The following is a 26535-nucleotide window of genomic DNA, read 5'->3' as shown; positions in this document are numbered from 1 at the left end:
CTAGCCCTGCAAGAAGTTCGCCCGGCCCGATCGCACCAGTCGCTCGACGGCCCCTTCGGGAACCTCCTCGGCAGTCAGGGCGAACAGGTTGTGGTCGCGCCAACGCTTGTTGACGTCCATATAGCGTTCGAGGAGACCTTCATGCCGGAATCCGAGTTTGGTCAGCACCGCCTGCGACGCCCCGTTCGACGGCTGAACCGTGGCCTCGAGGCGATGTAACCCCACCGGACCGAAGCAATGGTCGACGCCCAAAGCGACTGCGGCAGTGGCGATTCCCTGACCGAAGTGCGCCTGGTCGATCCAGTACCCGATCCATGCGGTCCGCACGGCCCCACGTTGGATGTTCCCGACGGTGAGCTGGCCGACGTATGCGCCGTCGAGTTCGATGACGAACGGCAGGATGGTGCCGCGCTTCGCCTCGGATTTGAGGATCGCGTACAGCGGCGGCCACGACGCCGGCTGATGCCGGTCGGCCCAACTGCCGACGCCGGTCGGCTCCCACGGCAGCAGCGAGTTCTGGTTGCGGATGCGAAGGTCGCTCCAACTCTTGGCATCACGAACCCGCACCGGACGCACGGTCACCGCTCCACCACGAGAAAGCAATGGTCCCAACGTCGCCGGCCACCCGGGACTGGCCGGAACACCGCTCAACCATCTGAACACGCCAGTGAGTCTATTCGGTGAACGTCGTGGTGTGACCGGCTCGCGCACACGCGCCAATCGAACAGAATCGACGCAACCCGAACGCACTCATCCGCGCTGAGCGAGGAACGCGACCTCGACCTCGTCGCCCGTGCCCAACTCCTCAACGTCGGGCTCGACGATGATCAGGCAGTTCGCGTCGGCGAGCTCTGCCAGCAGATGCGACGATCCGGTCGGCGACGCCCCGAGCACCTGCACCAGGTACTCCCCCGACTTCTCGTCGCGCATCAACTGGCCACGCAGATATCCCTTGCGGCCCGCGACGGACACGATCGGCCCGATCGTCCGTGCGGTGATCACCCGTCGCATCGGCTGCCGCTTGCCCAGCGCGATCCGGATCAACGGTCGCACCATGACCTCGAAGGTCACGAGCGCGCTCACCGGATTGGCCGGCAACAGGAACGTCGGCACCTCGTCGCGGCCGAGTCGGCCGAAGCCCTGCACCGAGCCCGGATGCATCGCGACCCGAGCGATCTCGAGGTCGCCGAGGTCGGCCAGTGCGTCGGCGATCGCCCGCGACGCCGTTCCACCCACCGCTCCGCAGATCACGACGATCTCGGATCGAATGAGTTGCGCCTCAACCACTTCACGCAGCCGCGACGACTCGCGCTCGGCGAGTCCGACCCTGTTCACGTCCGCACCAGCATCACGTGCGGCGGCGGCGAGCGAGTAGCTGTTCACGTCGTAGATCTGGCCGGGCCCAGGAGTGCGGTCGATGTCGACGAGTTCGCTGCCCACCGAGATCACCGAGAGCCGCGGTTTGGGATGAACCAGCACACGCGACTGACCGACCGCGGCGAGCAACCCGACCTGCGCCGGGCCGATGATCGATCCGGCACGAACCGCGACATCGCCGGGCTGTACGTCGTCGCCGACTCGTCGAACGTAATCACCACTGTCGACGCCGTGCCCGACTTTGACCTTCTGATCGCCGCCGTCGGTCCAGCGGAGGGGCACCACGGCGTCGGCGAGCGTCGGCATCGGGGCGCCCGTCTCGACACGTACCGCCTGCCGCGGCTGAAGCCTGGTCGGGGTACGCGCACCCGGCGCAACCTCGCCGACCACGGGAAGAGACACGATCATCGGCTCACCGGGCTCGAGATCGACCAATTCGGCACCGCCGGCGTCGAATTCCTCGAACTCGTCGGGATCGCTCGGTGCCGACGCTCCGGCGAGCGCAACGTCGACTGCCCGCACGGCGTAGCCGTCGATCGCGGCCTGGTCGAAACCGGGCATTGGTCGCTCGGTGACGACCTCCTCGGCGCACATCAAACCCTGCGCCTCGGAAATTGCCACCCGTACCGGCCGCGGAGCCACCGCCGCAGCGGTCACCAGCGTCAGATGATCTTCGACGGACCGCATCTCACCTCATCGCCTCGCCGGACACACGTCAGGCAATGACGTTAGTGGCCGTGCCCGCGTCTGCGACGCAGGCGCGCTGAGGCAACGTCGAGTCGGACTGCGAAGTCGAGTCGAACGCGCAGCCGTTCAGTCCACCGACAGTCGGCCCACGAGCCATTCGCGCAGGTCGGGTCCGTAGTCGTCGCGGTCGAGAGCGAAATCGACAGCCGCTTTCAGGTAGCCACCGGGGTTGCCCAGGTCGTGTCGGGTGCCCTTGTGTACGACGACGTGCACCGGTTCGCCCTCTTCGATCAGTAGCGCGATGGCATCGGTGAGCTGCAACTCGCCGCCTGCACCCGGCTTGATGCGGCGCAGAGCGTCGAAGATCTTGCGGTCGAGGATGTAGCGTCCGGCGGCCGCGAGATTCGACGGGGCGTCTTTCGGCTCCGGCTTCTCGACCATGCCTTTGAGCTTCATCACATTGGGGTTGTTGGCGTCGGGCAACGTCTCGACATCGAAGACGCCGTAGGCGCTGATCCGGTCTTCCGGCACCTCGATCGCGCACAGCACCGAACCACCGCGACGCTGACGCGTGCGGGCCATCACCTCGAGAACGCCGCCCGGCAGGACGAGATCGTCGGGAAGCAGTACCGCGATGGCGTCTTCGTCGTCGTCGAGATACGGCTCGACGCACCCGACCGCATGCCCGAGCCCGAGGGGCTTCTCCTGGATGACCGACGCGACCTCCAGCAACGACGGTGCCTTGCGCACCTTGGCAAGCATCGCGGCCTTGCCCCGTGTGGCCAGCGTGTTCTCGAGGACAAGGTCTTCGACGAAGTGCGCGACGACTCCGTCTTTGCCCGGCGACGTGATGATCAGGAGACGCTCAGCGCCTGCCGACTTCGCCTCTTCTGCCACGAGCTCGATGCCGGGTGTGTCGACGACGGGCAGCAGCTCTTTGGGGACGGTCTTGGTCGCGGGCAGGAATCTCGTTCCCAAGCCTGCCGCGGGCACGACCGCGGTTCGCGGGATAGGCGGGGTGTTCGGTACAGACGAGTACTCGCTGAATTCGTCGGTGCTCGCCTTGCTCACGCTGGACGTCATACCGACACCCTAATGTCGGAGTCTGACGGCGTCCTTGTGAAGAGTTGCGGATCACCCGACTGACGGACGCGAGCGTGCGTTATACGTCACTTTCGAGCGCTACAGTGCGAGTGCGGATCGGGACGAGTGTATGTCGGGGCGAGTGCAGGTACGCAGAAAGGCGGAGGTCGCGGTGCCCACCCTCAAGAATCAGTTGCGCGAGGAGATAGCGGCAAAGCGACGAGACATGTCGCCGTTCGCGCGCGAACAAGCCGCGGGCGACCTCGCCGATTGGATCTACGCCGCGCCGTTCCGACTCGAATACGACGTCACCGTCGCCGCCTACGTCCCGGTCGGGACCGAGCCGGGATCACCGGCGATGCTCGATGCCCTCATCGATCGTGGGGTGAGCGTCTTGGTCCCGATCGTCCCCGACGGCGACCCCGCCCCCCTGGACTGGGTCCGCTACGACGGCGCGACCACCCTGCAACCCGGACGCTGGGGACTGCTCGAGCCGTCGGGCGAACGACTCGGCGTCGACGCCGTACACGCGGCGTCGGTGGTGCTTGTGCCCGCTCTCGCGGTCGACAAGACGGGTGTTCGTCTGGGCCGCGGCGCGGGCTACTACGACCGAACACTCATCGGAAGCTCTGCTGAGCTCGTCGCCGTCGTCTACGACGACGAGGTCGTCGACGCACTGCCGTCGGGCAATTACGACGTCCCGGTCGGGTGGGCTCTCACGCCCGCCGGGGGATTTCGGAAACTCAGCTAGGGTCCGAGCCTGGAATCAGCGGCGCCCAGCAATCACGAGGACGCAGCAATCACGAAGACGCAGCGGCGCTGCTCTTCGACTCGCTCTTCGACGACGTACTCGAACTGCTGCTACTCGACGACGAACTGTCCGACGACGAGCTGCTCGACGAACTCTCCGACGACGAACCGCCGTCGGACTTGCTGCTCGACGACGCCGTTTCGGAGCTCGACGAGCCCGAGCGGGAGTCGGTGCGATAGAAGCCGCTGCCCTTGAACACGATGCCGACCGAGTTGAAGAGCTTGCGCAGACGCCCTGAGCACTGCGGGCATTCGGTCAACGAGTCATCGGAGAACGACTGAACAATGTCGAACTTGTTGTCGCACTCCGTGCACGCATACGAGTAAGTGGGCACCGGTACCTCCGAAGACTTGAGTGATTCGCCACTGATTCTAACCAACTCTGGCACTCCTACATTCCGAGTGCCAAACCGGACGCCTCCCCGTTCCGCGACGGGTCCGCTCAACCGCCGATGACGTCGAGATCGGAGTCGACGACGCCGTCGCGATTCATGTCCGGATCGCGTGCTTTGCGCGCATTCCAGCGCAGCAGGACTGCGGCGGCGCACGCCGCGATCACCGATCCGGCGAGTATTGCCCCTTTCGCCGGCGCGGCGTGCTGGCCCTCTTCGAAGGAGAGCTCGGCGATCAGCAGCGCGACCGTGAAGCCGATCCCGGTGAGCATCCCCACCGGGATGAGGTCGCGCATACCGATCGCATCGGGAAGCCGTAGCGGCGTGAACCGGGTCATGAGCGCGGTGGCTCCGAGTACACCGACCACCTTGCCGACGCACAACCCCAGCACAATCCCTATCGAGACCGGCTGGAGCAGCGGTTCGTCGGCTCCCACCAGCGAGACGCCGGCTGCGGCGAGGGCGAATAGCGGCAGGGCCACCGCCGACGACCAGGGACGAACCGCCTCGTCGAGCTGTTCGGTACGCGGAAGCTCTTCACCGCGGATCGTCAATGCCGGAACGACGAGGCCCAGCAAGACACCCGCGACCGTCGAGTGCACACCGGAGGCGTGCATGCAGCCCCAAGCGATCAGCGCCAGTGGCAACAACAACCACCGGTACGCGCGTGACAGACGGACGACGACCCCGAACACCGCGATGGCCAACAGTGCGCAGCCGAGCATCACGAAGTTGATGGAGTCCGTGTAGAACACTGCGATCACGGTGATGCCGAGGAGGTCGTCGACAACCGCGAGGGTGAGCAGAAACGTCCGCAACGCCAGCGGCAGACCACGTCCGAAGATCGCCAGGACGGCGAGCGCGAACGCGATGTCGGTGGCGGTTGGAATTGCCCAGCCGCGCAACGCTTCTGGGTCGAGCGTTCCGACGACTGCCACGTAACACAGTGCGGGAACGACCATTCCGGCCACAGCAGCGGCGATCGGCACACCTGCCAGACGCATATCGCGCAGGCTTCCGGCAACGAACTCCTGCTTCAGTTCGACGCCGACGACGAAGAAGAAGATTGCGAGCAGACCGTCGGCCGCCCACTCACTCAGCGACAGGTGCAGGTGCAACGACTCCGGACCGATCTCGTAGGCCAGAATCTCGTGATAGGCCTCTCGCCACGGCGAATTCGCCAGGATGACCGCCACGGCCGCGCTGACGAGCAGCAGCATGCCACTGGTGGTGTCGAGGGAGAGATAGCGGCGCAAGCGCTCACGGGCGGGTGGGCGCCCGTCGAACGAGCTCTCTGCGGGCATAAATGATCCTGTCGGGCGATCCCGGCGCCAAGGCCGAGATGGGTCGAATACAAACCCGGATCGAGGTCCGGGTTGCCGACCAGACTTCCCGGCACACCGTCGTCCATTCTCCCCGACGACCGGCTGTGGCACCACTCGTGCTGGTCAGGCGGCGCGTCGCCACCGGACGCAGGCCACGCGTGCGCCGCGTCGAGTTATCCACCGACGACTACGAATGGACGGGTTGTCCACAACCTGCCGCGGCGTCGGTTTCCGCGACCTCCGGGCGGCTAACTTGCGCGCATGCGAACAGCCCGTGGAGACAGTCTCAGCCCGCGCCTCGTCGACCGTCTGGGAGCTGCCGTGCGTCCGGGTTGGGCGAGGTCGTTGTTGATTCGACGATGCGCCGCAGCGCTACTCGTCGTGGCCGCAGTGGGTTTCGCGACCCTCGGCGGGGCGGAACACGACGACGAAGCGGTCATGGTCGCCGCGCACGACCTGCTGCCGGGCACCGAACTTGCCGCGAGCGATCTCGTCGTGCGCAGGGTTGGCGCCGGGATGGTCCCGGCGGGCGCACTACGTATGTCGCGCGACGGCGCGGGCAAGACGGTGACGAGCATGGTCCGAACCGGCGAGATTCTCACCGACGCACGACTTCTCTCACCCCGGCTGCCGCAACAGTTGACCGGGTCGGCCGACGCCCGTCTCGTCCCGGTGCGTCTCTCCGACGACGCCGTGTCGGCGCTGTTACGAGCGGGCGATGTGGTCGACGTCGTCGGGCCTGAGGCGGATGTACTCGCCACACGTGCCGTAGTCGCGCTGGGCACCGAACGTCCGGTGTCGAGCGGGTTGTCGGCGCGGAATCAGGCATCGGCGCCGGTTGTACTCGCGATGGACCAGAAATCAGCGCTCCGCGTAGCCGCAGCCGGACTCGACATCGCCCTCGCCGTAATAGTGCATTGAACTGTGGTTTCGCGATTCCTTGCACAGCATCGAAGATTCATTGCACAGGACACAACATCGTTTGGTTCCACAACGCACATGCCTATCTCTACTAACATCACGGAGAACGGGCTGTGCACCACTGAGCAGATTCCGTCAACACCTCACCACAGGCACGTACCACCGACCGAATGAGAGGACCGGAAAGTGCTCAAGGGTTTCAGGGATTTCATCATGAAGGGCAACGTGGTCGATCTGGCCACAGCGGTCATCATCGCCACGGCCTTCACCGCGATCGTCACGGCTTTCACCGACGGCATCATCAAGCCGATCATCAACACCATCCCGTGGAGCCCGAACGAAGCCGACGGCCTCGGATTCGAGCTGGTCAGCGGCAAATCGTCGACGTTCGTCAATATCGGTGGAGTGTTGACGGCGGTCATCAACTTCCTGATCATCGCCGCTGTCGTCTACTTCCTGATCATCGTTCCGTACAACAAGCTCGCAGAGCTCGGCGGCTTCGGCAAGAAGGCCGAGGTCACCGAGGTTGCACTGCTCACCGAGATCCGCGACCTCATGGATCCCGATGGCGTATCGAAGGCCAAGGCCGAGGCCGAGAAGGATCTGCCCGACCACCTGAGCGACTCAGGCGGAGGCGGCGATTCCTCATCCGGTTCGGGAGCTTCCGATTCGCCCGACACGTATTCGCCGTCCTCCGACGCCTATCCCTCCGGTCGACTTGACGCTGCACCGCCCACACAGCGCCTCACGACGCCGCCACCGGCATCCCAGGCCCCGTATGAGGCACCGTCGACCTACGGCAACCCGCCGTCGTACCAGGCGCCCTCCGGGCAGCCGCAGCAGAACCCGCCGACCTATCCGGCAGGCGGCCCAGGTGCACCGCAAACCGGCTACCCGACGCCGAACCCGGCTCCGGGCAACTATCCCCCGCCCGGTAACTACCCGCCGAGCAGTTACCCGCCGCCGGGATCGCAGTTCCCCGGCGACAATCCCGGCGACTCGGGACGCCACTCCCGCTGATCAGAAGCCACAACGAAACGGCCACGCCCATCTCGGGCGTGGCCGTTTCGCTATGTCCAGCGGTTTGACAGCGACTTGACCATCGCATCCCAAGGTTCGATTCCTAGGTTGAAATCCGTTGGCGCTGATCTTGATTCAGAATGCGCCAACGAACGTCACGTCAACCGACGGCAACGTCACATCAACCCAACGGAGGAGCAACGATGCCTCAGCCTCACGGCAACCAGCGACCGGGCCAGAACAACCACGGCCGGCCGCAGCCCCAGCCGCGCCCACGTCCGCGTCCGTGGTTCCCGTTCCCCTTCTTCGGGAGCTGAATCCGGTAGCCGAGTCGATCGGTAGCTGACCGCTCCTGGCGTCTCAGACGCCACCGCGCAGATGGGTTCCGCTGCGTCGATAGTCGATCCCCGAGGCCATCGGCACACCGGCACCGCACTCGCTGAGCGAAAAAAGACCGCGGGGCGGGAACCATATCGGTTCCCGCCCCGCGGTTGTGTTCTGTTGTGCGACAGGCGCGATCAGCCGAGGCTGAAGGGCTTACCCGTGTAGGTGACGATCCCCTTGACGGAGTCCGTCTTGACGGTCACCTGGACGATCGTCCGGGCTGACGCGTATCCCGCGCAGCCGTTCAGTACGAAGTGCTCCTGGCTGTAGGTGACTCCACCGGTGGAACCGGTGAAGGTCAGATTGCTGGCGGTGTAGTTGTCATCATCCTTGTTCGTCACGTCCGACGACTGGATGCTGTTTCCGAGGCTGTCACCGCTGATGAGCCAGTACTTGGTCACGCCGCCGGGCCCGAGGGTCACCGACCCGTTGCCACCAGCGGAGCGACTCCAGTCGGCGTCGGTCCCACCGATGGCATTCGGGTTGGCAGCCCCCGGCTTGAACCCGCCGCCGGCTCCGAGACCGCCGGACACGCCGAAGTCAACCTGGCATCCCAGCTCATAGCCGACCTTGATGGTGCCGCCCTTGGCCTTGCCGCCCACGTTGACGCTGACCGTTCCCGATCCCCAGGCTTCGCGGCTCAGCGCACTCTGGTTGACCGGACGCTGGACGCTGATGCTCTCGTTCGAAAGCGTGATGCTGACCGGAGTTCCGTCGACAAGCGTCTTGGTGACCTTGCCGCCGGGCAGTGGCCCAGCGTCAGCGTGTCCTGCACTGACACTGCTCAGACCCATCGCGGCGGCACCCGCGACGGCGGCGACAGCCGCCAGGCGGCGAGTGTTGCTCTTCTTCATGATTCCCCTTCGTGGAATGTCAATCTGCCTACGAGCAGATAAATCTCAGAGTGAGTTGTTGAATTACCTGCTGCGGCTTAACTGACGTTGAAAGGCTGGCCGTACAGAGTGGACTTCACCAAAGGTCCGTCGACGTTCAGCGTGCCGCCCTTGGCATCGAATCCCTTGGCCGCGTAGACGGAGACGTACGAGCGTGCCGACGCGTAGCCGCCGCACTTGTCGAGAATCACCTGGAGATCGGAAACCTGGAGCGATGCCACGCCCTTGTCCGAGATGCTCATGTCGGAGAGCGCGTAGTTCGCGATCTGGCCCGGCTTGATCGGCAGAGTGACGCTGCCGCTGCCGGTCAGTCCGCCACCAACGATGTCAAAAGTGCCACCAAGGTCGAGGCTGATGCCGGAGATGTCGACCTGGCAACCGATGATGTAGCCGACGTTTACCTGGCCGCCGACACCGGCAGCGGTCTTCACGGTGTAGGTGCCGGAAATCGCCAGCCCCCGCGACAGCGGGTTGTTGGCCACTGTTCCGACTCGAGTGAAGTACTCACCGTTGCGCCAGGTCTCAACAGTCGTACCGTCGCTCGCGACGGCCTTCTTGTACCCGGGCGCGAGCTTCTGCGCCTCGGCGTGTCCCGCCCCCATGCTGGTTGCGCCAATCACCGCGGCAGCGGCGACGGCGACCGCAGCAGCTCCGCGGCGCCCAAGCTTGCTGAACTTGCTCATTCGTTCCCTCTCACAGGATTCGGCTGTTATCCGAGGGAGACGAACTCGTTCCCTCGGGTTGACCTTGGCGGCTCGCGGGAATCATCGTCCACTCCGGTTAACACGGTGTTTCATCGTGCTCTCCGAGGCGTTAAAGTCCCTGCCCCCTCGTTCCACTGCTGCTGGCCGACGTTGATCGGACTGCAGGACCACGGCCCCGGCCTCCCGCAGGGGCCGAGTGTTGTCGCAGCGAACGTTATCCGAGCGATATCAAGACGGGCAACAGCAACGCTCAGCGCGATCTCAAGATTCTCTTACACGATTACACAGGGAGAATTCACGTCAGCGTCAGGAAAAGTGTTAACAAATGGAAAACACCCTGCGCCCGCTATGCCGGAAGCGACATTTCACTCGTAATGCGGCGGCCGCTGGGCCCGGTACCACTCCTGAGAATCGCCTATGTGACCTTCGTCACTCTCGTCCGACGTGGTCTCGGGGAGGTCGTCGCCGAAAACGTCATCGATCCTGCGACGATGCCTCGATTTCCGTCGTGAACCGTCCGGCGTCTCACGATTCGAGCCTTCTTGCGACATATCGACTATTCCGTCTCAGCGAGAGAATGGCATGCTTTCGAATTCTCCGTGAACACAATGTGAACCGAAGTTATGCACACGTGCGCATTTCCTGATATTTGCGCACTATTCGATTAGCCCGACTCAGAACTCGCTGATCGACTCGATTACGTGCTTCGCGAGGGGCGCAACGGTAGCCATTCCGTCGCGAACGGCCGCACGCGACTCGGCGATGTTGACCACGAGCGTCTGCCCCGAGATGCCCGCGAGCCCCCGCGACAGTCCACCGTCTGTCGCCCCCGCGGCGAGACCGGAGCTTCGGACCGCTTCTTCGATACCGCGAAGTCGGCGGTCGAGCAGCGGCTCGGTGGCCTCGGGAGCCACGTCGCGAGCACCGACACCGACGCCACCGACCGAAACAACAAGGTCGACGCCCCCGATGACCGCGGTGTTGAGCGCGTTGCGGATCTCGATCTCGTCGCCGGACACCGCAAGCGTCGCGTCGACGTGGAAGCCCGCCTCGTTGAGCAGCTCGCCGACCAGCGGGCCGAGCGAATCGGCAACCTCACCGTGCGCAATCTGGTCGTCGACGACCACAACCAGTGCTCTACCGATCTCGTCGCCCAAGGTCCCGGCCGCCTCACTGCTATGGCGGGCAACGAACTCGCGCGCGGCAGCGTCCGCGGCGACCACGTCGGCGGGATCGACCTCGGAGGCCTCCAGCGCGATCGGATCGATCACGCTCGACGCGTCGTCGGTAAGGGTTGAGCCTTGCGGACTGCGGCTGGATTCGATCATGCTCGCCTCTTTCTCGTTCTCGCCTGTTCTCGCCCCTTGATCATGGTCTCAGATCAGGGGCTTCGATGATCAGTCGGCGACAGATCGCTCGGGGGCAGATGCTCGAGCGGTCGGCCGCCGGCGCCGTCAATTGGTGGTGAGCGTTCCCAGCGTCACCGACGCTGTTCGGGTCTGTCCGTTCGCCACATAGGTGACCGTCACCTTCTCGCCGGGTGCGTGGGAGCGCACCGCGGCGACCAACGCGTCACCCGACGCGATGGTCCTGTCATCGAGCTTGGTGACGACCGCATCCTTGGGGATACCCGCCTGCGCAGCTGGGCCACCGGCCGTGACATCGGAGACCACAGCACCCGGCGTGCTCGCGGGACTGTTCGGGCGCACCGACACCCCGAGGCTGGCGTGCGTCGCCCTACCGTTGTTGTTTCGTAGTTCGTTGGCGACGCGGATGGCCTGGTCGATCGGGATCGCGAAGCCGAGCCCGATGCTGCCGCTCTGCTGCTGTTCGGACGCCCCGAGCGACGCAATCGCGGTGTTGATACCGATCAGGGCGCCCCTGGCGTTGACCAGAGCGCCACCCGAGTTGCCCGGATTGATCGCGGCGTCGGTCTGAATGGCGTCGATCACCGACGTCGTGCCGCCGTCGCGCGAGGTTGATACGGGACGGTTCAACGCGCTGATGATGCCCGTGGTGACGGTTCCCTGAAGCCCGAGGGGTGCGCCGATCGCGATGACCGACTGCCCGACTGCCAGGTTCTTCGACGTTCCGACATTGATGGGTAGCAGGTCGTTCTTCTCCACCTTGATCACCGCGATGTCGGAGATCGAGTCGGCGCCGATCAGTTTCGCCGCTGCGCGCGTGCCGTCTTGGAAGTTCACCTGGATCGCCGACGGCTTACCGCTGCCGGAGGAACCGGCGACCACGTGGTTGTTGGTCATGATGTATCCGTCTTCGGAGAGGATGACGCCCGAGCCCTCGCCCGCCTCCGACCCGCTGACAACGTCGATCGACACCACGGACGGGAGCGTCTTGGCGGCAACCTCCTGCACCGACCCCGCGGGCGCGGCAGCAACGCTTTCGCTGTTGGTGTTCGGATCGCCGCCAAGCGGCGCCGAACTGCTCGACGTCGAATCATCGTCGGAGACCTTTGCTCCGACGACGCCGCCGATGCCTCCTGCGACCAAACCGATCACGAGCGCTCCACCGATGAGTGCTGCGACGAGGCCGCCGCGCGACTTCTTGGGTGGCGTCGACTGGCCTGTGTCCGACGTGTCGAATCCCGACGGAGACCCGGGCTGGAAACCACTGAAAGTCTGGTCCTGCGGAGTCGTCGACCCCGGCGCGCTCCACTGGTTGGGCTGCTGACCGGCGGGCGGTCCGTAGTACTGCTGCGTCGGAGGTGCGCCGAAACCTTGCTGCCCACCGAAGCCCTGCTGGCCGCCGGGACTCTGCTGGCCGCCGGGACTCTGCTGACCATCGCCGTGACCCGAGCCGTACGCAGGAAATCCACCGGTCTGCGGGTCGTTTCCGTACGGATTCCCCCCGTGCGGGCCTCCACCTGTCATCGTCGCGCTTCTTTCCTCGCCTTGTTCGGACCGCGCCTTGCCAGCCTGCGGACCAATCGACCGATATTCGACGCCGGACAGCGTTCTCGTCCAGCGCTCACTTGTGGCTCAACACTATGGGACCCGCTGTTCGGGTAGGTAAGCGATAGGCCTACGTGTCGTCTCCCGAAACTATTGACGAATCACCTTCGGCGAAGGTTCCACGGGCGTCGGTCGTCCGGGCAGCGTCATCGTGATCATCGCGCCACCGAGACTCGATTGATCAGCGCGGACGGTCCCACCCATCCGGTCGACGACCTGCCGCACGATCGCGAGGCCGAGCCCGGAACCCGGCATCGACCGCGACTGCGTCGACCGATAGAAGCGTTCGAACACCAACTCACGGTCCTCCGGTGGGATACCAGGGCCTGCGTCGGAGACGGCGAATTCGGCCATACCGGTGTCGAGTTGTCGCAGCGTCACAAGCACCGAACGCCCACGCGGACTCCACTTGGCTGCGTTGTCGAGGACGTTGACCACCGCACGCGAGAGCCCGTGCTGCTCTCCGAACACGAACCACGGCTCGAGATGCACCTCGAATTCGACGTCGACGCGGCGTCGACGCACTCGCTCGAGCGCTGTTTCGACGAGTTCGTCGAGGTCGACCTCCTCGAAGACCACCTCCGGGGTGTCCTCGCGCGCGAGGTCGACGAGGTCGCCCACCAGAGTCGACAGTTCCTCGATCTGGGCCACGATGTCGGAGCGGAGTTCGATCATGTCGGCCGCAGGCACCGCGGGCGCGCCGGGTTCGCTTGCGGCCATGAGCAATTCGAGATTCGTGCGCAATGACGTGAGCGGAGTACGTAATTCGTGGCCTGCGTCGGCAACGAGACGCGCCTGCTGGTCACGCGACTGTGCCAGCGCGTGCAGCATGGTGTTGAAACTCTCGGTGAGACGGGCCAGTTCGTCGTTTCCCGCCACCGGAATCGGCGTGAGGTCCTGCGTGCGGGCGACCCGTTCGGTAGCGCGAGTGAGGCGGGCCACCGGTCGAAGACCCGCGCGCGCGACGGTCGTGCCGGCAACCGCCGCGAGCGCGACACCACCGCAACCGACGACGAAGAGCACCCACGCCAGTCGTTTGAGGACACGATCGGTGTGCAACAGACTCTGCGCGAGGATGAGGGTGTTGCCGTCATCGAGCTTGCGCGCGAGCACCCGCTGATTGTTGACCGTTCGCAGACTCTGCAGGTTGTTTCCCGGATTCGACGGCGAGCGCGCGACTTTGCGTTCCACGTCCTCGAACGGCACCGAACCGACGAGGTAGGTCTGCCCGCTCGGTTTCACCAGCGCGAGAGAAATGTTGGTGGAGAACACCGTTCCCGCCACCAGCGACTCGGGCCTGTCGTTGAGTGTCCCCATCTTCGCGAGCGCGGTCATGCCGTCGGCGCGGGACTCGAGTTGGTTGTCGACCTCGTTGTACATCGCGCGATACACCACGAAATACGCGGCGGCGGCCATCAAACTCACCGAGACCAGAACGACCGTCGCCGACAACAGCGTGACGCGTAGGCGCAGCGAGACCAACCGGGTCAAGGGCATCGGGTCGCGCATCTCGCCTGACTTGCCCTTCGGACGCACCCGCAACCACAGCCGTGCGAGGCGGAGTCGAAGCACAGACGGCACTACGGCGGCGTCTCACGTAGCACGTAGCCGACGCCGCGCACGGTGTGGATCAGCCGCGACTCGCCGTCGGCTTCGGTCTTGCGACGCAGGTATCCGACGTAGACCTCGAGCGCGTTGCCCGAGGTCGGGAAGTCGTATCCCCACACTTCCTCGAGGATGCGGCTGCGCGAGAGCACTCGGCGCGGATTGGCCATCAGCATCTCCAGGAGCGCGAACTCCGTGCGGGTGAGACTGATCTGGCGTTCGCCGCGTGACACGTCGCGCGTCACCGGGTCGAGTGAGAGGTCGGCGAAGGTGAGCGCCTCCGAGTCGGCGTCTTCCTCTGGTGCCGCGCGACGCAGCAGTGCGCGCAGTCGCGCGAGCAATTCTTCGAGAGCGAACGGCTTGGGCAGGTAGTCGTCGGCGCCCGCGTCGAGGCCGGACACCCGCTCGGAGACCGTGTCGCGGGCGGTGAGCACCAGGATCGGCAGGTCGTCGCCGGTCGACCGGAGTCGACGACACACTTCGAGACCGTCGAGCCGGGGCATCATCACATCGAGAATCGCCACATCGGGCCGTTCGGCCACGATCTTCTCCAGCGCTTCGATGCCATCACCCGCCGTGTCGACGGTGTATCCGTTGAACGTCAGCGAGCGGCGCAGCGACTCGCGGACCGCCCGGTCGTCGTCGACAACAAGAATGCGCATGTAGATAGTCTTATCCACTTCGACTGAGAACCCGCTGAGCAACTCGCGGATTACCCCTAACTTCGTGATGCCTGGCGGGCGTCGACGCACGACGTCGGGCACGTAGATGGGTTGTTACCTGTGCGCAACAGCTCGCTCACGGTGCCGCACCCGAGGCGTCGGACACTTGCGCGATGACAACAGACATCGCTCTCTCGGAAGGTCCGGTCGAGTCGTCGAAAACACCGTGGTACCGATCGATGTTCACCTGGTTGCTGGTGGCGATCGTCGCGGGCATCGTCGTCGGCGCGGTCTGGCCGGACTTCGGCTCTGCTCTCAAACCGCTGGCAGACGGTTTCATCAAGCTGATCAAGATGCTGATCGCGCCGATCATCTTCTGCACGGTGGTTCTGGGGATCGCACACGTCGGCGATATGAAGGCCGTCGGGCGGATCGGGATCAAGGCACTCACCTACTTCGAGGTCGTCACCACGTTCGCCCTGATCTTCGGGCTCGTGATCGGCAACATCGTCAAACCCGGCGCCGGCTTCAACGTGAATCCCGAAACCCTCGCGACCGGAGCCGAAGCCGTCGCGAAGAAGACCAGCGACGGCGAACTCCCCCACACCGTCGAGTTCTTGATGAACATCATCCCGACGTCGGCGATCTCGGCCTTCGCTGAGAACGAGCTACTGCAGGTGCTGTTCTTCGCGGTCCTCTTCGGACTCGCACTCGCCAAGGTCGGCGCGAAGGCACCCATCGTGCTCGGGTTTGTCGATCAGTCCAGCCACGTCTTCTTCACCATGATCGGCTGGATCATGAAGCTGGCTCCGCTCGGAGCGTTCGGCGCGATGGCGTACATCATCGGCCAGTACGGCATCTCGTCGCTGGGCAGCTACGGCAAACTCATCGCATGCTGCTACCTCGCGGCGGTGCTGTTCATCCTGGTTCTCGGGGTGATCGTCCGGGTCTTCGCAGGCGTCAACCTGTGGAAGTTCATCGTCTACATCAAGGACGAGCTGTTCGTCGCACTCGGCACCGCGTCCACGGAAGTGGTGCTGCCGCGCATCATGACCAAGCTGACGTACGCGGGGTGTTCGCGGTCCGTCACGGGTCTCGTTGTCCCGACCGGCTATTCGTTCAACCTCGACGGCGCGACCCTGTATCTCTCGATCTGTGTGCTGTTCCTCTCACAGGCGATGGGCGTGCACCTCAGCCTCGGCGAGCAGTTGACGGCGGTGCTGGTGCTGATGCTGACGTCGAAAGGCATGGCAGGCGTACCGGGTTCGTCGTTTCTGGCATTGTCGGCCACGATCTCGGCCATCGGTCACGGATCGATTCCCGTTGCCGCCGTTGCCCTTCTGCTCGGCGCTGACCGCATCATGGACTCGATGCGGGTGTCGGTGAACCTGATCGGCAACTGCGTTGCCACCTTCGTCGTGGCCGCGTGGGAAGGCGAACTCGACAAGGAGAGAATGACACTCGTGCTCGACGGCCAGCCGGTTCCCCCGCTCGAGGAAACCAACCCGCTCACCGGCGAGAAACAACTACTCCCCGAGGAGGAGGGACTCGGCCTGCACACCGTCGAGTCCGAAGCCAAGCAGGACTAGGCGGGGCAGGTCGAATGCCCTGGGCTGCTACCGCTTACGCCAGCCGGCGGCGCCGACCATGTCGCCCACGCGGGTGAACTTCACCCGCGGACGGCCCTGTTCGGAGCCGCGTCGACGTTCGATCCGGTCGATCGCGCGCATACCGCGATAGCCGATGACGTGTCGAGTTCGCTTGCGCAGCAAAGAGGTGAACTCGCCGGGCTGACGCGTAGTGCGAATCAGTTTGCCGTCGACCGCGTCGCGGATGAAGTCCTCGACAGTCAACTGGGCGCACTTCTTGTTCGCCCCGATGCCGCCACTGGGACCGCGCTTGGCCCAGCCGAGCACGTACGAACCGGGAATGATCTCGCCCGAGTCGTCGAGCATCCGTCCGTCGACGTTGGGGAACAGTCCGCGAGCGTCGTCGAAGGGAAGTCCCGCGATGGGAACCGAGCGGTATCCGATGCTGCGCACGGCGAGGTCGGCGTCGATCCGATGTGTCTGCCCGCCGGTCGTGACGGTCACGCCTTCGACGCGCTCGTCGCCAAGGATCTCGTCGGGAGTGCTGTGGAACAGGAACACAATTCGTCGGTGGTCGGGGTCCGCAGGCCCGGTGAGGTCGGGAACTCCGGCTCCGTCGGCGTCGTCGACGACGAGCACCTCGACACCCGGAATCGTCGACAGCGCACGGTATTCGGCCGATGTGTAGGCGGCGTGCGCCTGATCTCGACGGCCCAGCAGGACAACCTCGTGGACGTTCTGCTCCTCCAGGATGCCCAGCGCGCGGTCGGCAATGTCGGTGGTGGCCAACAGTTCCGGTGGCGACACCAGGATTCGCGCGACGTCGAGGGCCACGTTTCCGGTTCCGACGATGACGGCGCGGCCGCTCGCCGGATCGGCGTCGGTCGAGCGTCGGATCGGCGGAGCCGCGTCGGCACCCGGAACCGCGTTGTACCAGGCGACGAGTTCGGTCGCCGACGTCGAGCCGGGCAGGTCCTCACCCGAAATGCCAAGGCGCCGTGACTCACTCGCGCCGACAGCGTAGAACACCGCGTCGAAGTGCTCGGCAAGTTCGGCGGGCGTGATCTGACCGTCCGACTCGCCGACCTCGACGTTGGTCGCCATCGTGACGCGAGGATCGCGGTAGAGCAGATCGAATCCGCGCAAGACGCCCTTGGTGCCGGGATGGTCGGGCGCGACGCCCGCGCGAACCAGTCCGCCGGGTGTCGGCAGTTTGTCGATAACGGTGACCGACGCCTCGGTGCGGTCGAGCAGCGTACGCAGCGCGTAGCCGCCCGACGGTCCGGTGCCCACCAGCGCAACCCTAAGTCCCGCAGGCAATTTCGGAATCTCGGGATAGACAACGTCAGACCAGCCCGACTTCACGTCCGGGTTGTTCTTGTAGTAGTCGGCGTTGATCTCGATGAAGACCTTGTCCCTGGTGCCGAGGTTCTCGGCCGGGAAGATCGCGTCGACGGGGCACGCATCCGCACACGCACCACAGTCGATGCATGCCTGCGGATCAATGTGCAGGATGTCGGAGGTGCCGAAACCGCGCTCCTCCGGCGTCGGATGGATGCAGTTGACCGGACACACGGATACACATGCTGCGTCGCTGCAGCAGGACTGAGTGATGACGAACATCAGAGCATGTGCACTTTCCGGTAGTAGTACGCGGCGGGCTCGGTCAGCAGGCCGACCTCGTCGAGGAACTCCATGAGGTGCGCACAGCTACCGCGGATCATCGAGTGGAAGTGCGAGTTGGTATTCATCTCTGCGACAGCGCGATCGGCGTCGAGCCCGGCGTCGACGAAGGCCTGACGCTGCACAAGGCTCGACACGATGAAGTAGCCGCCGAGCGCGACGTAGAGCGCGCTGAACTGACGGCGGAACCAGCCGACACCCTTCATCGAATCGCGAACCTCTTCACGCGCGAATTTCATGTGGCGCGACTCTTCGAGGACGTGAATCTCGTTGACGGTACGGATGAACGGAAGCACCCGCTCGTCGCGCATGCAGCCGCGCTGGAAGACGTCGAGCACCTCTTCGGCGACCAGGATGCCTGCGAACGCGACCTCGTTCTTGGCGGTGCGCTTGAACAGCTTGCCCGCGCGGCCAACCCACTTGGTCGGCTTGTACGACGTACCGACCATCTTCTCCGACGCCTTGGCGAACATGATCGAGTGACGGCACTCGTCGGCGATCTCGGTGAGCGCGAACTGGAACTCATTGCTGTGATAGGCACCGAGGTACTGGTCGCGGATGACCATCTCCTGCAGGATCATCTCGAACCAGATGCCGATGTTCATGATCGACGCGAACTCGTGACGGGTCACCGAGATCCGCTGTTCCTCGGTCATCTCGTCCCAGTAGTCCGTGCCGTAGAGCGACGACCACTCCGGGCTGCACCCGTACTTGGTCGGGTCCATCGGAAGGCTCCAGTCGATCTCCGTCATGGCGTTGCGCGAGAGCCGCGCCGCCGACGCAAGGAGACGCTCGGACACGGCGTCGGCACCCTCGTCACGAATACTCACGACATTGCCGACGACATCGTCGGTGGGTTCGGTGCGGTCCATTGCAGCAGTCATGATGCTCGACTTCCCATCTCCGCCTGCGGCGGAACTTGGCGACCTGGATTCACTGGCACAGCAGTAAGGTGATGACGATCTGTTTCGTATCAACAACCAGTGTCATATCAACAACCGATGTCATATCAACGCTTGTTGTCAAGATAGCACCCCGGTGTGACGTAGTAAACAACTCGGACATCTATACTGGCGAGTAAGTTACGGAAGCGGAACGTCGTCGCAGTTCAGAAGGGCAGGAACCTCATGTCATCGATCTTCATCACCGGCGGGGCCGCGGGTATCGGCCTGGCCACGGCGGAGCGTTTCGCACGTGAGGGGTGGACCGTCGGCGTGTACGACGTCGACAACGACGCGCTCGACAAGGTGAAGGCGAACCACCCCGATTTCATCACCGGCAAGATCGACGTCCGCGACCCCAAGGAATGGGACGACGCTCTCGCCGACTTCACCGCACACACCGGCGGAACCCTCGACGTCCTCGACAACAACGCCGGCGTCCTCACCGAGGGCAAACTCGCCGACATCTCCCCCGACGCCGTGCGCCGCCAGATCGACATCGACGCTCTCGGCGTCACACTGGGCGCTCAGGCCGCGCACAGATACCTCAAGAAGACGCCGGGATCGCACCTGGTGAACATCGCGTCGGCGTCGGCGATCTACGGGCAGCCGGGCATCGCCACCTACAGCGCGAGCAAGTTCTACGTCGCGGGTCTCACTGAGGCGCTCGAACTCGAGTGGGAACCCGACGGCATCCGCGTGGTGAGCATCTGGCCGCTGTGGGCCAAGACCGCGCTCGCGGCCAACGACGCCAAGTCGACCAAGACGCTCGGCGTGCGGATCACGCCCGAGCAGGTCGCCGACAAGATCTGGGAGTCGGTCCATCCCACCAAGAACGATCTGCGGCTGCACCGCACGAGTTACTCCGTCGGCACCCAGACGCTCGTCCTGGGCAACGCGGCGAAGTTCATCCCCAACTCGCTCAACCGACTGGTGAACAAGGTCATCGCTCAGTAGTCACCGCGAGACGGGCGGTGAGGAAGGTATATCGCCGCCCGTCATCCGCGACGACGCCGGTTGTAGCCGACGCCGCGTGGCGCCATCGGCAGTCGCCAACCGAGGACGAGCGCAACCAGACGTAGCAGCGCGCCGACGACGAGTCCTGCGACGACCCAGACCTGCGACGGCAGATCGGAGTACGTCCTGCCGATCGCGACCACCGCGGCGGCGACGATTGCGGGCACGGCGTAGAGATCAGCCGGTTGCAGCAGCAACGGAATCTCGTTGGCGAGCACGTCACGCAAGACGCCGCCGCCGATCGCTGCCAGCATCCCGATGAGGGTTGCAGCGAAGGCGTGCGCGTGATGATCGATCGCGATACTCGCACCGGTGGCCGCGAACAATCCCATGCCTATCGCGTCGAGGACGACAATCGTTCGACGCAGCAGCGCAAACGACGGGTGAAAGATCACCGTCACCAGTGCGGCGATCAGGGCTGTCGTGACAGGGACCCAGTTGTCCAGCGCCGAGGGCGGGGTGATGCCGAGCAGAAGATCGCGCAGTATGCCGCCGCCGACTCCGGTCAGCACGGCGACCGTCGCGATCCCCCAGATGTCGAAGTCCTTGCGGATTCCGACCAACGCTCCCGACGCAGCGAACACCCCGATACCCACGATGTTCAAGATCGCGAGCAGCATCGGCACCTCGCCTTCACGTCGTACTTCTCTAGCGGCGTACTTCACAGAACAGCACAACTGCCGCAACGTCTGGGACGTTGCGGCAGTTGTGCTGGATTTAAGTCGCTGAGGTTATGTCGCGATCAGCGGCGGTCGAGATCGATGATGCCAGCGCGCGCAGCCTTGACCAGACGACGCGGGATGCGCTGAGCGACACCGTTCACCTTGACCTCCTGCAGCGCGGGGTTGTCCGCTTTCCACTGCGAACGACGGCTGCGGGTGTTGGCCCGCGACATCCGGCGCTTCGGTACAGCCATGGTTGTGCCCTTCTCTACTGTGTCCTTACGGACTGTGTGTCACTGTGGTCCTCGCGGACAGGTCACTGTGGTCCTCGCAGACCTGCAACCGTGGCCCTCGCGGACCGTGCCCTCAGGTCGTCCGTTCTCCACAGAGTGGAGCGTCGACCGGCGTGGTGGACGTGCCACGCAACCCTCGGGCGCAGCACGCAACCTCTCTAGACTACCGGTCGCGCGGTCAACCTCCAAAACGACCGAGCTGACCGGCGCCGACGTCGGGTGCGAACTGTCACCGTCAGTACGTCGAGGTGTCGCTCAGATCCAGGTTGATCGCGTTCACGCCGACGAGAATCCAGTAGAGCACGCCGATGATCACGCCGATCGCGCCGACGATGATGCCCGCCAGCGCCATGCCGTCACCCGTCTGGGTTCCGTTGGAGTCACTGATCTGTTTACGAGCGACAAAGCCCAGCACGAGGCCGACTGCCGGAACGACGATGGTGAAGCAACACGCAAGGGTTCCGACGACCGACACGATCAGCGACGCGATCGCCATGCCGTTCGTCGTCTGTCCCGCTGCCGGGTAGCCCGGCTGACCGTACGCGGGTTGCCCGTACGCCTGCTGACCGTAGCCGGGCTGACCATAGGCGGGCTGGCCATACGCCTGCTGACCGTAGCCGGGCTGACCGTACGGGGACTGGCCGTAGCCCGGCTGACCGTACGGGGATTGCTCGGCGGACGGCTGACCAAAACCCTGCGGGGTGCCATAGTCGGGCTGCGCCGAGGGCTGGCCGTACTGGGGAGCCTGGCCGTAGTCGGGTGTCTGACCGTACTGGGGAGCCTGGCCGTAGTCGGGTGTCTGACCGTACTGAGGAGCCTGCGAGCCCGAGCCATAGTCCGGCGTCGAACCGTACTGGGGCGGCTGATAGGTCGGCTCGCCCTGTGAGGGCTGGCCGTAAGCAGACGGGTCGAACTTGGTTGTCGGAGACTCAGGCGCACCTGCGCTCGGCGTCGAACCCGATCCTGCTGAACCCGATGCCGCCGAACCTGATCCCGAAGAGTCGGCGGGGTTGGGCCGCTTGATCAGCGAGGTGGCATCGTCGCTCGGCGTCGCCCGTGGTGCGTCAGCACTTGGTGAACCGGTGCCGTCGGAGCCGGTCGGGGTCTTGTCGGGACGCTCTGGATCCGATGCGTTCGAACCTCCGTGCGGAGTGGACATCTGCGTTCACCTCTCTGGGTTCGTCTCTGTGGGATTCGCCGTCGGCGTCATCGCCGCGCCGACCGTACTGCTAGAGGGACCGTGCACACCCAAAAGGGCCAGGCCACTCCAAACCTGACGCCAGCTTAGTGAAAGCACACAAAGTGCGGCTGCATACACTCATCCGAGTGTCAGGCGTCGTCTCCGGTTTCACCGTCATCTTCATCCTGGTGGCCATCGGATTCGCCCTTGGGCGCACGCAGGTCCTCGGTGAACACGCACATGACGTGCTGTCACGACTGGTGTTCTTCGTCTGCACGCCAGCACTGCTGTTCACGTCGTTGGCGACTTCCGATCTCTCGGTCATCTTCTCATCGACGCTCGTCATCGCGGGAGTCTCGGCGTTTGCCACCGGAACGCTCTATATTGTGCTCGCGCGCGGGCTGCTGCGGCGTCGCGACATACCCGAGCTGACCATCGGCGCACTCTCGTCGTCGTACGTCAACAGCGTCAATCTCGGTCTGCCGATAGCGATCTTCGTTCTCGACGACGCCTCGTTCATCGCACCGCTGCTGCTGTTTCAGATCCTGATCTATTCGCCGCTGGCGTTGGGCGTACTCGACGTCACGGCGCTCGACCGCACCGCGGGAAAGTCGGTGCTGCGCGACACCGTGCGACTCCCGCTGACCAACCCGATCGTCATCGGAGGGCTGATCGGAGTGGTCGTCTCGCTGATCGGGTGGCACCCGCCGACCGCGATCCTCGAACCGATGAAAATGCTCGGCAGTGCGTCGGTGCCCGCAGCGCTCCTGGCCTTCGGAATGTCGCTGACTGGCGTGCCTCTGTTCAAGAAGGGGCAGAGTCCACGGCGCGAGGTCGCGCTTGCGACCGTGCTCAAGATGCTGTTCATGCCCGCGCTGGTGTACGTGGTCGCGCGATGGGGCTTCGGCGAGTCGGGACACACATTGTTCGCGCAGGTCGTGATCGCAGCATTGCCGACCGCCCAGAACGTGCTGGTCTACGCGACGCGCTACCGGCGAGGGCAGGTACTCGCACGCGACACCGCGCTACTCACCACCCTGGTGTCGATCCCTGTTATCGCGGTAATCGCCTGGTTGCTGGCCTGACCATTCTGGTTGCGTGGGATCCTCGGGGGCACTTTTGTACCTCTACGTCCCACACAACTGAGGCCGGTCCCGCGCAACCGGGCCGCGACCAGCTCAGTCGACGTCGACCGACCCGGTCGCGAACTCGCCCGCAGCACCGAGCGCGATCTCTTCCTCACGCTGATGTGCCGTGAGGTGGTGCCGGCTTCGACGTGGAATCCCGAAGAGCGCAAGCAGGGCAGCGAGCGCGAACGCACCCGCGCCGAGTAGGAACGCCACGCGGTAGGCATTCTCCGTCGGAAGCGAGACCGCGGTGCCTCCGACGAAGTGAATCGCGACCTCGGCAGCGAGCACAGTGATGATGACCGCACTGCCGATCGCGCCACCGACGGTGCGCATGATGGAGTTGATCGAGTTGGCGATGCCGGTCTCGTGCGGTTCGACGTTCTCCACCAAGAGCGCAGGCATGGCCGAATATGCCGCGGCCACAGCCACATTCGCAACGATGAGTCCCGCGATCATCTCACCGGTGTTCTCGTGCAAGAAGGTCAGCATGAGCATCCCGACGACACCGATCACGGTCGCGCCAAGCAGCACGACTCGAGGACCCACCCGTCCGACCAGCCCTCCCGCCACCGGCCCGACGAGGATCGACACGATCGCGCCGGGAAGCATGAACGCGACGCTCGTCCGTAGGACCGAGGCACCGAACCCGTAGCCCGCCAACGCATCCGGCGTCTGCACAAAGTAGGTCGCGCCGAGGAACACGCTGAACATCGCGAACCCGACACACAACGACGCAACGTTCGTGGCGAGAACCGCTCGTTGCTTGAGCAAGTCGACGGACACCAGCGGCTCGCCGCGTCGACTCTGCAGTGCCCAGAAACCGATGAGCACGACGACGGCGGCGACATAGAACCCGATCACTCGCGCCGACCCCCAGCCCCAGGTATGACCCTGCGACGTCGGCAGCAACAGACACACCAGGCCGACCGCGAGCACCAGCGCGCCGAAGTAGTCGACGCGTCCGCCCGCTCCCGGTCGAGACGGAATCGCGAAGATGACCAGCGCCAGCACGACGACCGCCATCGCGACGCACAGCCAGAAGATGCGACGGTAGTCGGCATTTCCCTGTGTGAGCAGACCTGTTGCCACAAGCGCCAGCCCGCTGCCCACTCCCAACGACGACGCGGTGATCGCCATCGCGCCGGTGAGACGTTCGCGGGGCAATTCTTGCCGCAACACGCTGATCGCGAGCGGGAAGAGCCCGAAGCTCGCACCCTGCAACACTCGACCGACGATCAGCCACTCGATCGAATCCGCCAGTGCTGCAATGAGACTGCCCACCAGCGTGATCACCAGCACCGCGACGATCACGCGCTTGTGCCCGTAGACGTCGCCGAGACGACCGAACAGCGGAGTGAATGCCGACGCCGCAAGCATCGTCGCCGTCGTCACCCACCCGACCGTCGTCAGCGATACGCCGAGTTGCTGACCGATCTGCGGCAGGGCGGGCACCGCGAGGGTCTGAATCATCGAGAGCAACAGCACGGACGCCGCCGCGGCAACGACGATCAGTGATGTCGACGAGCGCACCTTCGAGGGTGCCTGCTCCTGAGCTGCCGCTTGTGTCATAGGAGCCAATCTAGAACAGAATCGACGCTGCGTCGATTTTTATCGACGACTAGTCGAAATTGTCCGGATTTCCTACTATGGGATGTATGACGACCAAGGCGCCCGACGAACCGCAGGCCCACCCGGCCCGCCGTAGAGGTGCTCGCACCAAAGGCGACGAGCGTGAAGACCAGATACTGAGCGCGATGCGTTCGCTTCTCGCCGATCATCCGATCGACGACGTCACCATCGACGACATCTCTTCCGCGGCGGGCATTTCGCGAACCAGCTTCTACTTCTACTTTCCGTCGAAGCAGGCCGTTCTCACGACGCTCATGGAACGGATCTGGGACGACTTCGCCAGCACTCACGACTGGTTCGACGCCGACGGACCCGACGCCGACGGCCTGCGCGAGCAACTCGGCGCCGTCGCCGCGATCTGGAAAACGAACGGATCGATCATGGCGTGCGCAGCCCAGACCGGATACACCTCCGGTTACGCGCCGCTCCAGGACTTCCTCGCGAGAGCGCGCGCCCGATTCGTCGAGCGACTCGCGGCCAAGATCGAGCGCGATCGATCAGCAGGACTGGCACCCGACGGTCCGCCCGCAGCAGACTTGGCACTTCTCGTGGCCGTGATGCGCGACGCGGGCCTGAGTGAACTGACATCGTCTACGGCCACTACGCCGGCGGGCGACGGACAAAGTTCAACCGCCACCACTGCCGACGACGACGCCGCGCTGGACACACTCACCATTGCGATCCTGCGGATGATCTACGGTCGCATCGACTGACGACGCCGCGCGGGCGCGATCAGCGACGCCGCGCGGGCGCGATCAACGACGCTCCTTGCGCTTCACGTCCACGCCACCCATCAACGCGAATCCGGTCACACGGACCGTCGGGGCCCCCGGACGCCCGGGCCCATCGGCCTTGCTCTCGAATCCGCCCATGATGGCGAGACCACCGACTTCGAGGGTCACATCCGGCGGCACGATGACGTCGACGCCACCCATGATCGCCACACACTGGACAGTCAAGACCGGTTCGGTGAACTCGACTTCGCGTAGGTCGATCTCGACACCGCCCATGATCGCTGTCGCCTCGAGCTGATCTGCAACCGATGCATGGCCTTTCAGCTCTGAGCCGGACATGATGGCGAGGCGATGCCGCACCGGCTTACGTCCCGATCCCGTGCCGGGACGCGTCACACCTGTCGGGTACGGATCGCCTGGCCGCGGCAGGGGCACGCCGAGTTGCCCGACGGGAAGATCGTCGGTCAAGGCATCGAGATCGCCGAAAGTCTTTGCGGTAGAAGCCTTCAGCGCCCGCTCCTCGTACTCACTCGGCGTCAGTGCGCCACTCGTCATCGCCGCGGAGAGGATTTGGTGGACGAGTTCGCGGTCGGCGTCGGCTGCTCTGAGTCGGTGATCCGGCGCGGGTGTGTCGCCGGTGGCCGCGATCTCGGACCGGGCGGTCTCGTACGGGGCGGGACCGGGCTTGGTCAGATCAGGCTTGGTCAGATCAGGTTTGGCGGGCTCAGCGTTGGCCGGCTCAGGCTTTGTCAGATCCGGCCCGGTCGATTCAAGAGCTGCCGGGTCATGCCCGGTCGAATCGGGTTCTGGCAGTTCAGGCTCTGGCAGTTCGGCGGGAACGC

At 64.7% G+C, this 26535-nt stretch carries 25 protein-coding genes; 7 read left to right on the top strand and 18 right to left on the bottom strand.

The window, feature by feature from the left end; genetic code table 11:
* From ABW18_RS05490 to ABW18_RS05480, 3 genes are all read right to left on the bottom strand, one after another.
* The gene (locus ABW18_RS05490) at positions 1 to 663 is read right to left on the bottom strand and encodes a GNAT family N-acetyltransferase (protein ID WP_049697927.1); all 663 of its coding nucleotides are present in this window, start codon (positions 661 to 663) and stop codon (positions 1 to 3) included.
* 87 nt (positions 664 to 750) lie between these two features.
* Complete coding sequence (gene glp, locus ABW18_RS05485) at positions 751 to 2064, bottom strand: molybdotransferase-like divisome protein Glp (RefSeq protein WP_049697926.1); 1314 nt, start codon at positions 2062 to 2064, stop codon at positions 751 to 753.
* Between the two features lie 126 nt (positions 2065 to 2190).
* The gene (locus tag ABW18_RS05480; protein ID WP_049697925.1) at positions 2191 to 3147 is read right to left on the bottom strand and encodes a UTP--glucose-1-phosphate uridylyltransferase; all 957 of its coding nucleotides are present in this window, start codon (positions 3145 to 3147) and stop codon (positions 2191 to 2193) included.
* Positions 3148 to 3319: 172 nt separating this feature from the next.
* Between ABW18_RS05480 and ABW18_RS05475 the strand changes: the two genes are divergently transcribed.
* On the top strand, positions 3320 to 3898 hold the full coding sequence (locus ABW18_RS05475) for a 5-formyltetrahydrofolate cyclo-ligase (RefSeq protein WP_049698099.1): 579 nt from the start codon (positions 3320 to 3322) through the stop codon (positions 3896 to 3898).
* A gap of 49 nt (positions 3899 to 3947) precedes the next feature.
* Here ABW18_RS05475 and ABW18_RS22330 read toward each other — a convergent pair whose 3' ends face one another.
* Together ABW18_RS22330 and nhaA are read right to left on the bottom strand one after the other, a co-directional pair.
* Positions 3948 to 4292 (bottom strand): FmdB family zinc ribbon protein, encoded by a 345-nt coding sequence (locus tag ABW18_RS22330; RefSeq protein ID WP_082933545.1) that lies wholly within the window; start codon positions 4290 to 4292, stop codon positions 3948 to 3950.
* Between the two features lie 107 nt (positions 4293 to 4399).
* Positions 4400 to 5653 (bottom strand): Na+/H+ antiporter NhaA, encoded by a 1254-nt coding sequence (gene nhaA, locus ABW18_RS05465; RefSeq protein ID WP_049697924.1) that lies wholly within the window; start codon positions 5651 to 5653, stop codon positions 4400 to 4402.
* 282 nt (positions 5654 to 5935) lie between these two features.
* Here nhaA and ABW18_RS05460 point away from each other — a divergent pair, with 282 nt between their 5' ends.
* Together ABW18_RS05460 and mscL are read left to right on the top strand one after the other, a co-directional pair.
* Entirely contained in the window at positions 5936 to 6595 is a 660-nt protein-coding gene (locus ABW18_RS05460; RefSeq protein WP_197500839.1) for an SAF domain-containing protein, read from the top strand.
* A 186-nt stretch (positions 6596 to 6781) separates the two neighbouring features.
* On the top strand, positions 6782 to 7615 hold the full coding sequence (gene mscL, locus ABW18_RS05455; RefSeq protein ID WP_049697923.1) for a large conductance mechanosensitive channel protein MscL: 834 nt from the start codon (positions 6782 to 6784) through the stop codon (positions 7613 to 7615).
* 518 nt (positions 7616 to 8133) lie between these two features.
* Here the strand turns inward: mscL and ABW18_RS05450 are convergent.
* From ABW18_RS05450 to ABW18_RS05425, 6 genes are all read right to left on the bottom strand, one after another.
* Positions 8134 to 8853 (bottom strand): MspA family porin, encoded by a 720-nt coding sequence (locus ABW18_RS05450; protein ID WP_049697922.1) that lies wholly within the window; start codon positions 8851 to 8853, stop codon positions 8134 to 8136.
* A gap of 77 nt (positions 8854 to 8930) precedes the next feature.
* A complete protein-coding gene (locus tag ABW18_RS05445) occupies positions 8931 to 9575 on the bottom strand; it encodes an MspA family porin (protein ID WP_049697921.1) in 645 nt (214 codons plus the stop codon).
* A 695-nt stretch (positions 9576 to 10270) separates the two neighbouring features.
* The gene (locus ABW18_RS05440; protein ID WP_049697920.1) at positions 10271 to 10924 is read right to left on the bottom strand and encodes a MogA/MoaB family molybdenum cofactor biosynthesis protein; all 654 of its coding nucleotides are present in this window, start codon (positions 10922 to 10924) and stop codon (positions 10271 to 10273) included.
* A gap of 126 nt (positions 10925 to 11050) precedes the next feature.
* The gene (locus ABW18_RS05435) at positions 11051 to 12487 is read right to left on the bottom strand and encodes a S1C family serine protease (protein ID WP_049697919.1); all 1437 of its coding nucleotides are present in this window, start codon (positions 12485 to 12487) and stop codon (positions 11051 to 11053) included.
* Between the two features lie 171 nt (positions 12488 to 12658).
* Positions 12659 to 14149 (bottom strand): sensor histidine kinase, encoded by a 1491-nt coding sequence (locus ABW18_RS05430; protein ID WP_049697918.1) that lies wholly within the window; start codon positions 14147 to 14149, stop codon positions 12659 to 12661.
* On the bottom strand, positions 14149 to 14835 hold the full coding sequence (locus tag ABW18_RS05425) for a response regulator transcription factor (RefSeq protein WP_005207267.1): 687 nt from the start codon (positions 14833 to 14835) through the stop codon (positions 14149 to 14151). Before ABW18_RS05425 ends, ABW18_RS05430 begins: the two co-directional genes overlap by 1 nt.
* Positions 14836 to 15008: 173 nt before the next feature.
* On the opposite strand from ABW18_RS05425, the gene dctA reads away from it, so the two are divergent.
* Positions 15009 to 16424, top strand: coding sequence for a C4-dicarboxylate transporter DctA (gene dctA, locus ABW18_RS05420; protein WP_049697917.1), 1416 nt, complete (start codon positions 15009 to 15011; stop codon positions 16422 to 16424).
* A 27-nt stretch (positions 16425 to 16451) separates the two neighbouring features.
* Here the strand turns inward: dctA and ABW18_RS05415 are convergent, their stop codons facing one another.
* Together ABW18_RS05415 and ABW18_RS05410 are read right to left on the bottom strand one after the other, a co-directional pair.
* A complete protein-coding gene (locus ABW18_RS05415; protein ID WP_049697916.1) occupies positions 16452 to 18047 on the bottom strand; it encodes a 4Fe-4S binding protein in 1596 nt (531 codons plus the stop codon).
* Positions 18047 to 18991 carry an AurF N-oxygenase family protein gene (locus tag ABW18_RS05410; RefSeq protein WP_049697915.1) on the bottom strand — a complete coding sequence of 315 codons (945 nt, stop codon included), beginning with the start codon at positions 18989 to 18991 and terminating at the stop codon, positions 18047 to 18049. The genes ABW18_RS05415 and ABW18_RS05410 overlap by 1 nt, the downstream gene beginning before the upstream one ends.
* A 243-nt stretch (positions 18992 to 19234) precedes the next feature.
* Between ABW18_RS05410 and ABW18_RS05405 the strand changes: the two genes are divergently transcribed.
* Positions 19235 to 20005 carry an SDR family oxidoreductase gene (locus tag ABW18_RS05405; RefSeq protein WP_049697914.1) on the top strand — a complete coding sequence of 257 codons (771 nt, stop codon included), beginning with the start codon at positions 19235 to 19237 and terminating at the stop codon, positions 20003 to 20005.
* Between the two features lie 41 nt (positions 20006 to 20046).
* Here ABW18_RS05405 and ABW18_RS05400 read toward each other — a convergent pair whose 3' ends face one another.
* The 3 genes from ABW18_RS05400 to ABW18_RS23355 all read right to left on the bottom strand — a co-directional run bounded on the left by ABW18_RS05400 (position 20047) and on the right by ABW18_RS23355 (position 22179).
* Complete coding sequence (locus tag ABW18_RS05400; protein ID WP_049697913.1) at positions 20047 to 20685, bottom strand: trimeric intracellular cation channel family protein; 639 nt, start codon at positions 20683 to 20685, stop codon at positions 20047 to 20049.
* 122 nt (positions 20686 to 20807) lie between these two features.
* Entirely contained in the window at positions 20808 to 20981 is a 174-nt protein-coding gene (gene rpmF / locus ABW18_RS05395) for a 50S ribosomal protein L32 (RefSeq protein WP_005174583.1), read from the bottom strand.
* Between the two features lie 274 nt (positions 20982 to 21255).
* Positions 21256 to 22179 (bottom strand): DUF4190 domain-containing protein, encoded by a 924-nt coding sequence (locus ABW18_RS23355; RefSeq protein WP_049697912.1) that lies wholly within the window; start codon positions 22177 to 22179, stop codon positions 21256 to 21258.
* Between the two features lie 167 nt (positions 22180 to 22346).
* Here ABW18_RS23355 and ABW18_RS05385 point away from each other — a divergent pair, with 167 nt between their 5' ends.
* On the top strand, positions 22347 to 23285 hold the full coding sequence (locus ABW18_RS05385) for an AEC family transporter (RefSeq protein WP_049698096.1): 939 nt from the start codon (positions 22347 to 22349) through the stop codon (positions 23283 to 23285).
* Between the two features lie 93 nt (positions 23286 to 23378).
* Here the strand turns inward: ABW18_RS05385 and ABW18_RS05380 are convergent, their stop codons facing one another.
* Entirely contained in the window at positions 23379 to 24899 is a 1521-nt protein-coding gene (locus ABW18_RS05380) for an MFS transporter (protein WP_049697911.1), read from the bottom strand.
* Between the two features lie 86 nt (positions 24900 to 24985).
* On the opposite strand from ABW18_RS05380, the gene ABW18_RS05375 reads away from it, so the two are divergent.
* Complete coding sequence (locus ABW18_RS05375; protein ID WP_049698095.1) at positions 24986 to 25672, top strand: TetR/AcrR family transcriptional regulator; 687 nt, start codon at positions 24986 to 24988, stop codon at positions 25670 to 25672.
* Positions 25673 to 25714: 42 nt separating this feature from the next.
* Here the strand turns inward: ABW18_RS05375 and ABW18_RS05370 are convergent, their stop codons facing one another.
* On the bottom strand, positions 25715 to 26341 hold the full coding sequence (locus ABW18_RS05370) for a DUF1707 SHOCT-like domain-containing protein (RefSeq protein WP_049698094.1): 627 nt from the start codon (positions 26339 to 26341) through the stop codon (positions 25715 to 25717).
* Positions 26342 to 26535 lie beyond the last annotated feature (194 nt).

The organism is Gordonia jacobaea (assembly GCF_001186365.1).
GTDB lineage: Bacteria > Actinomycetota > Actinomycetes > Mycobacteriales > Mycobacteriaceae > Gordonia > Gordonia jacobaea.
The sequence above is the reverse complement of the archived record's forward strand: the minus strand, read 5'-3'. Positions and strand labels throughout refer to the sequence as shown.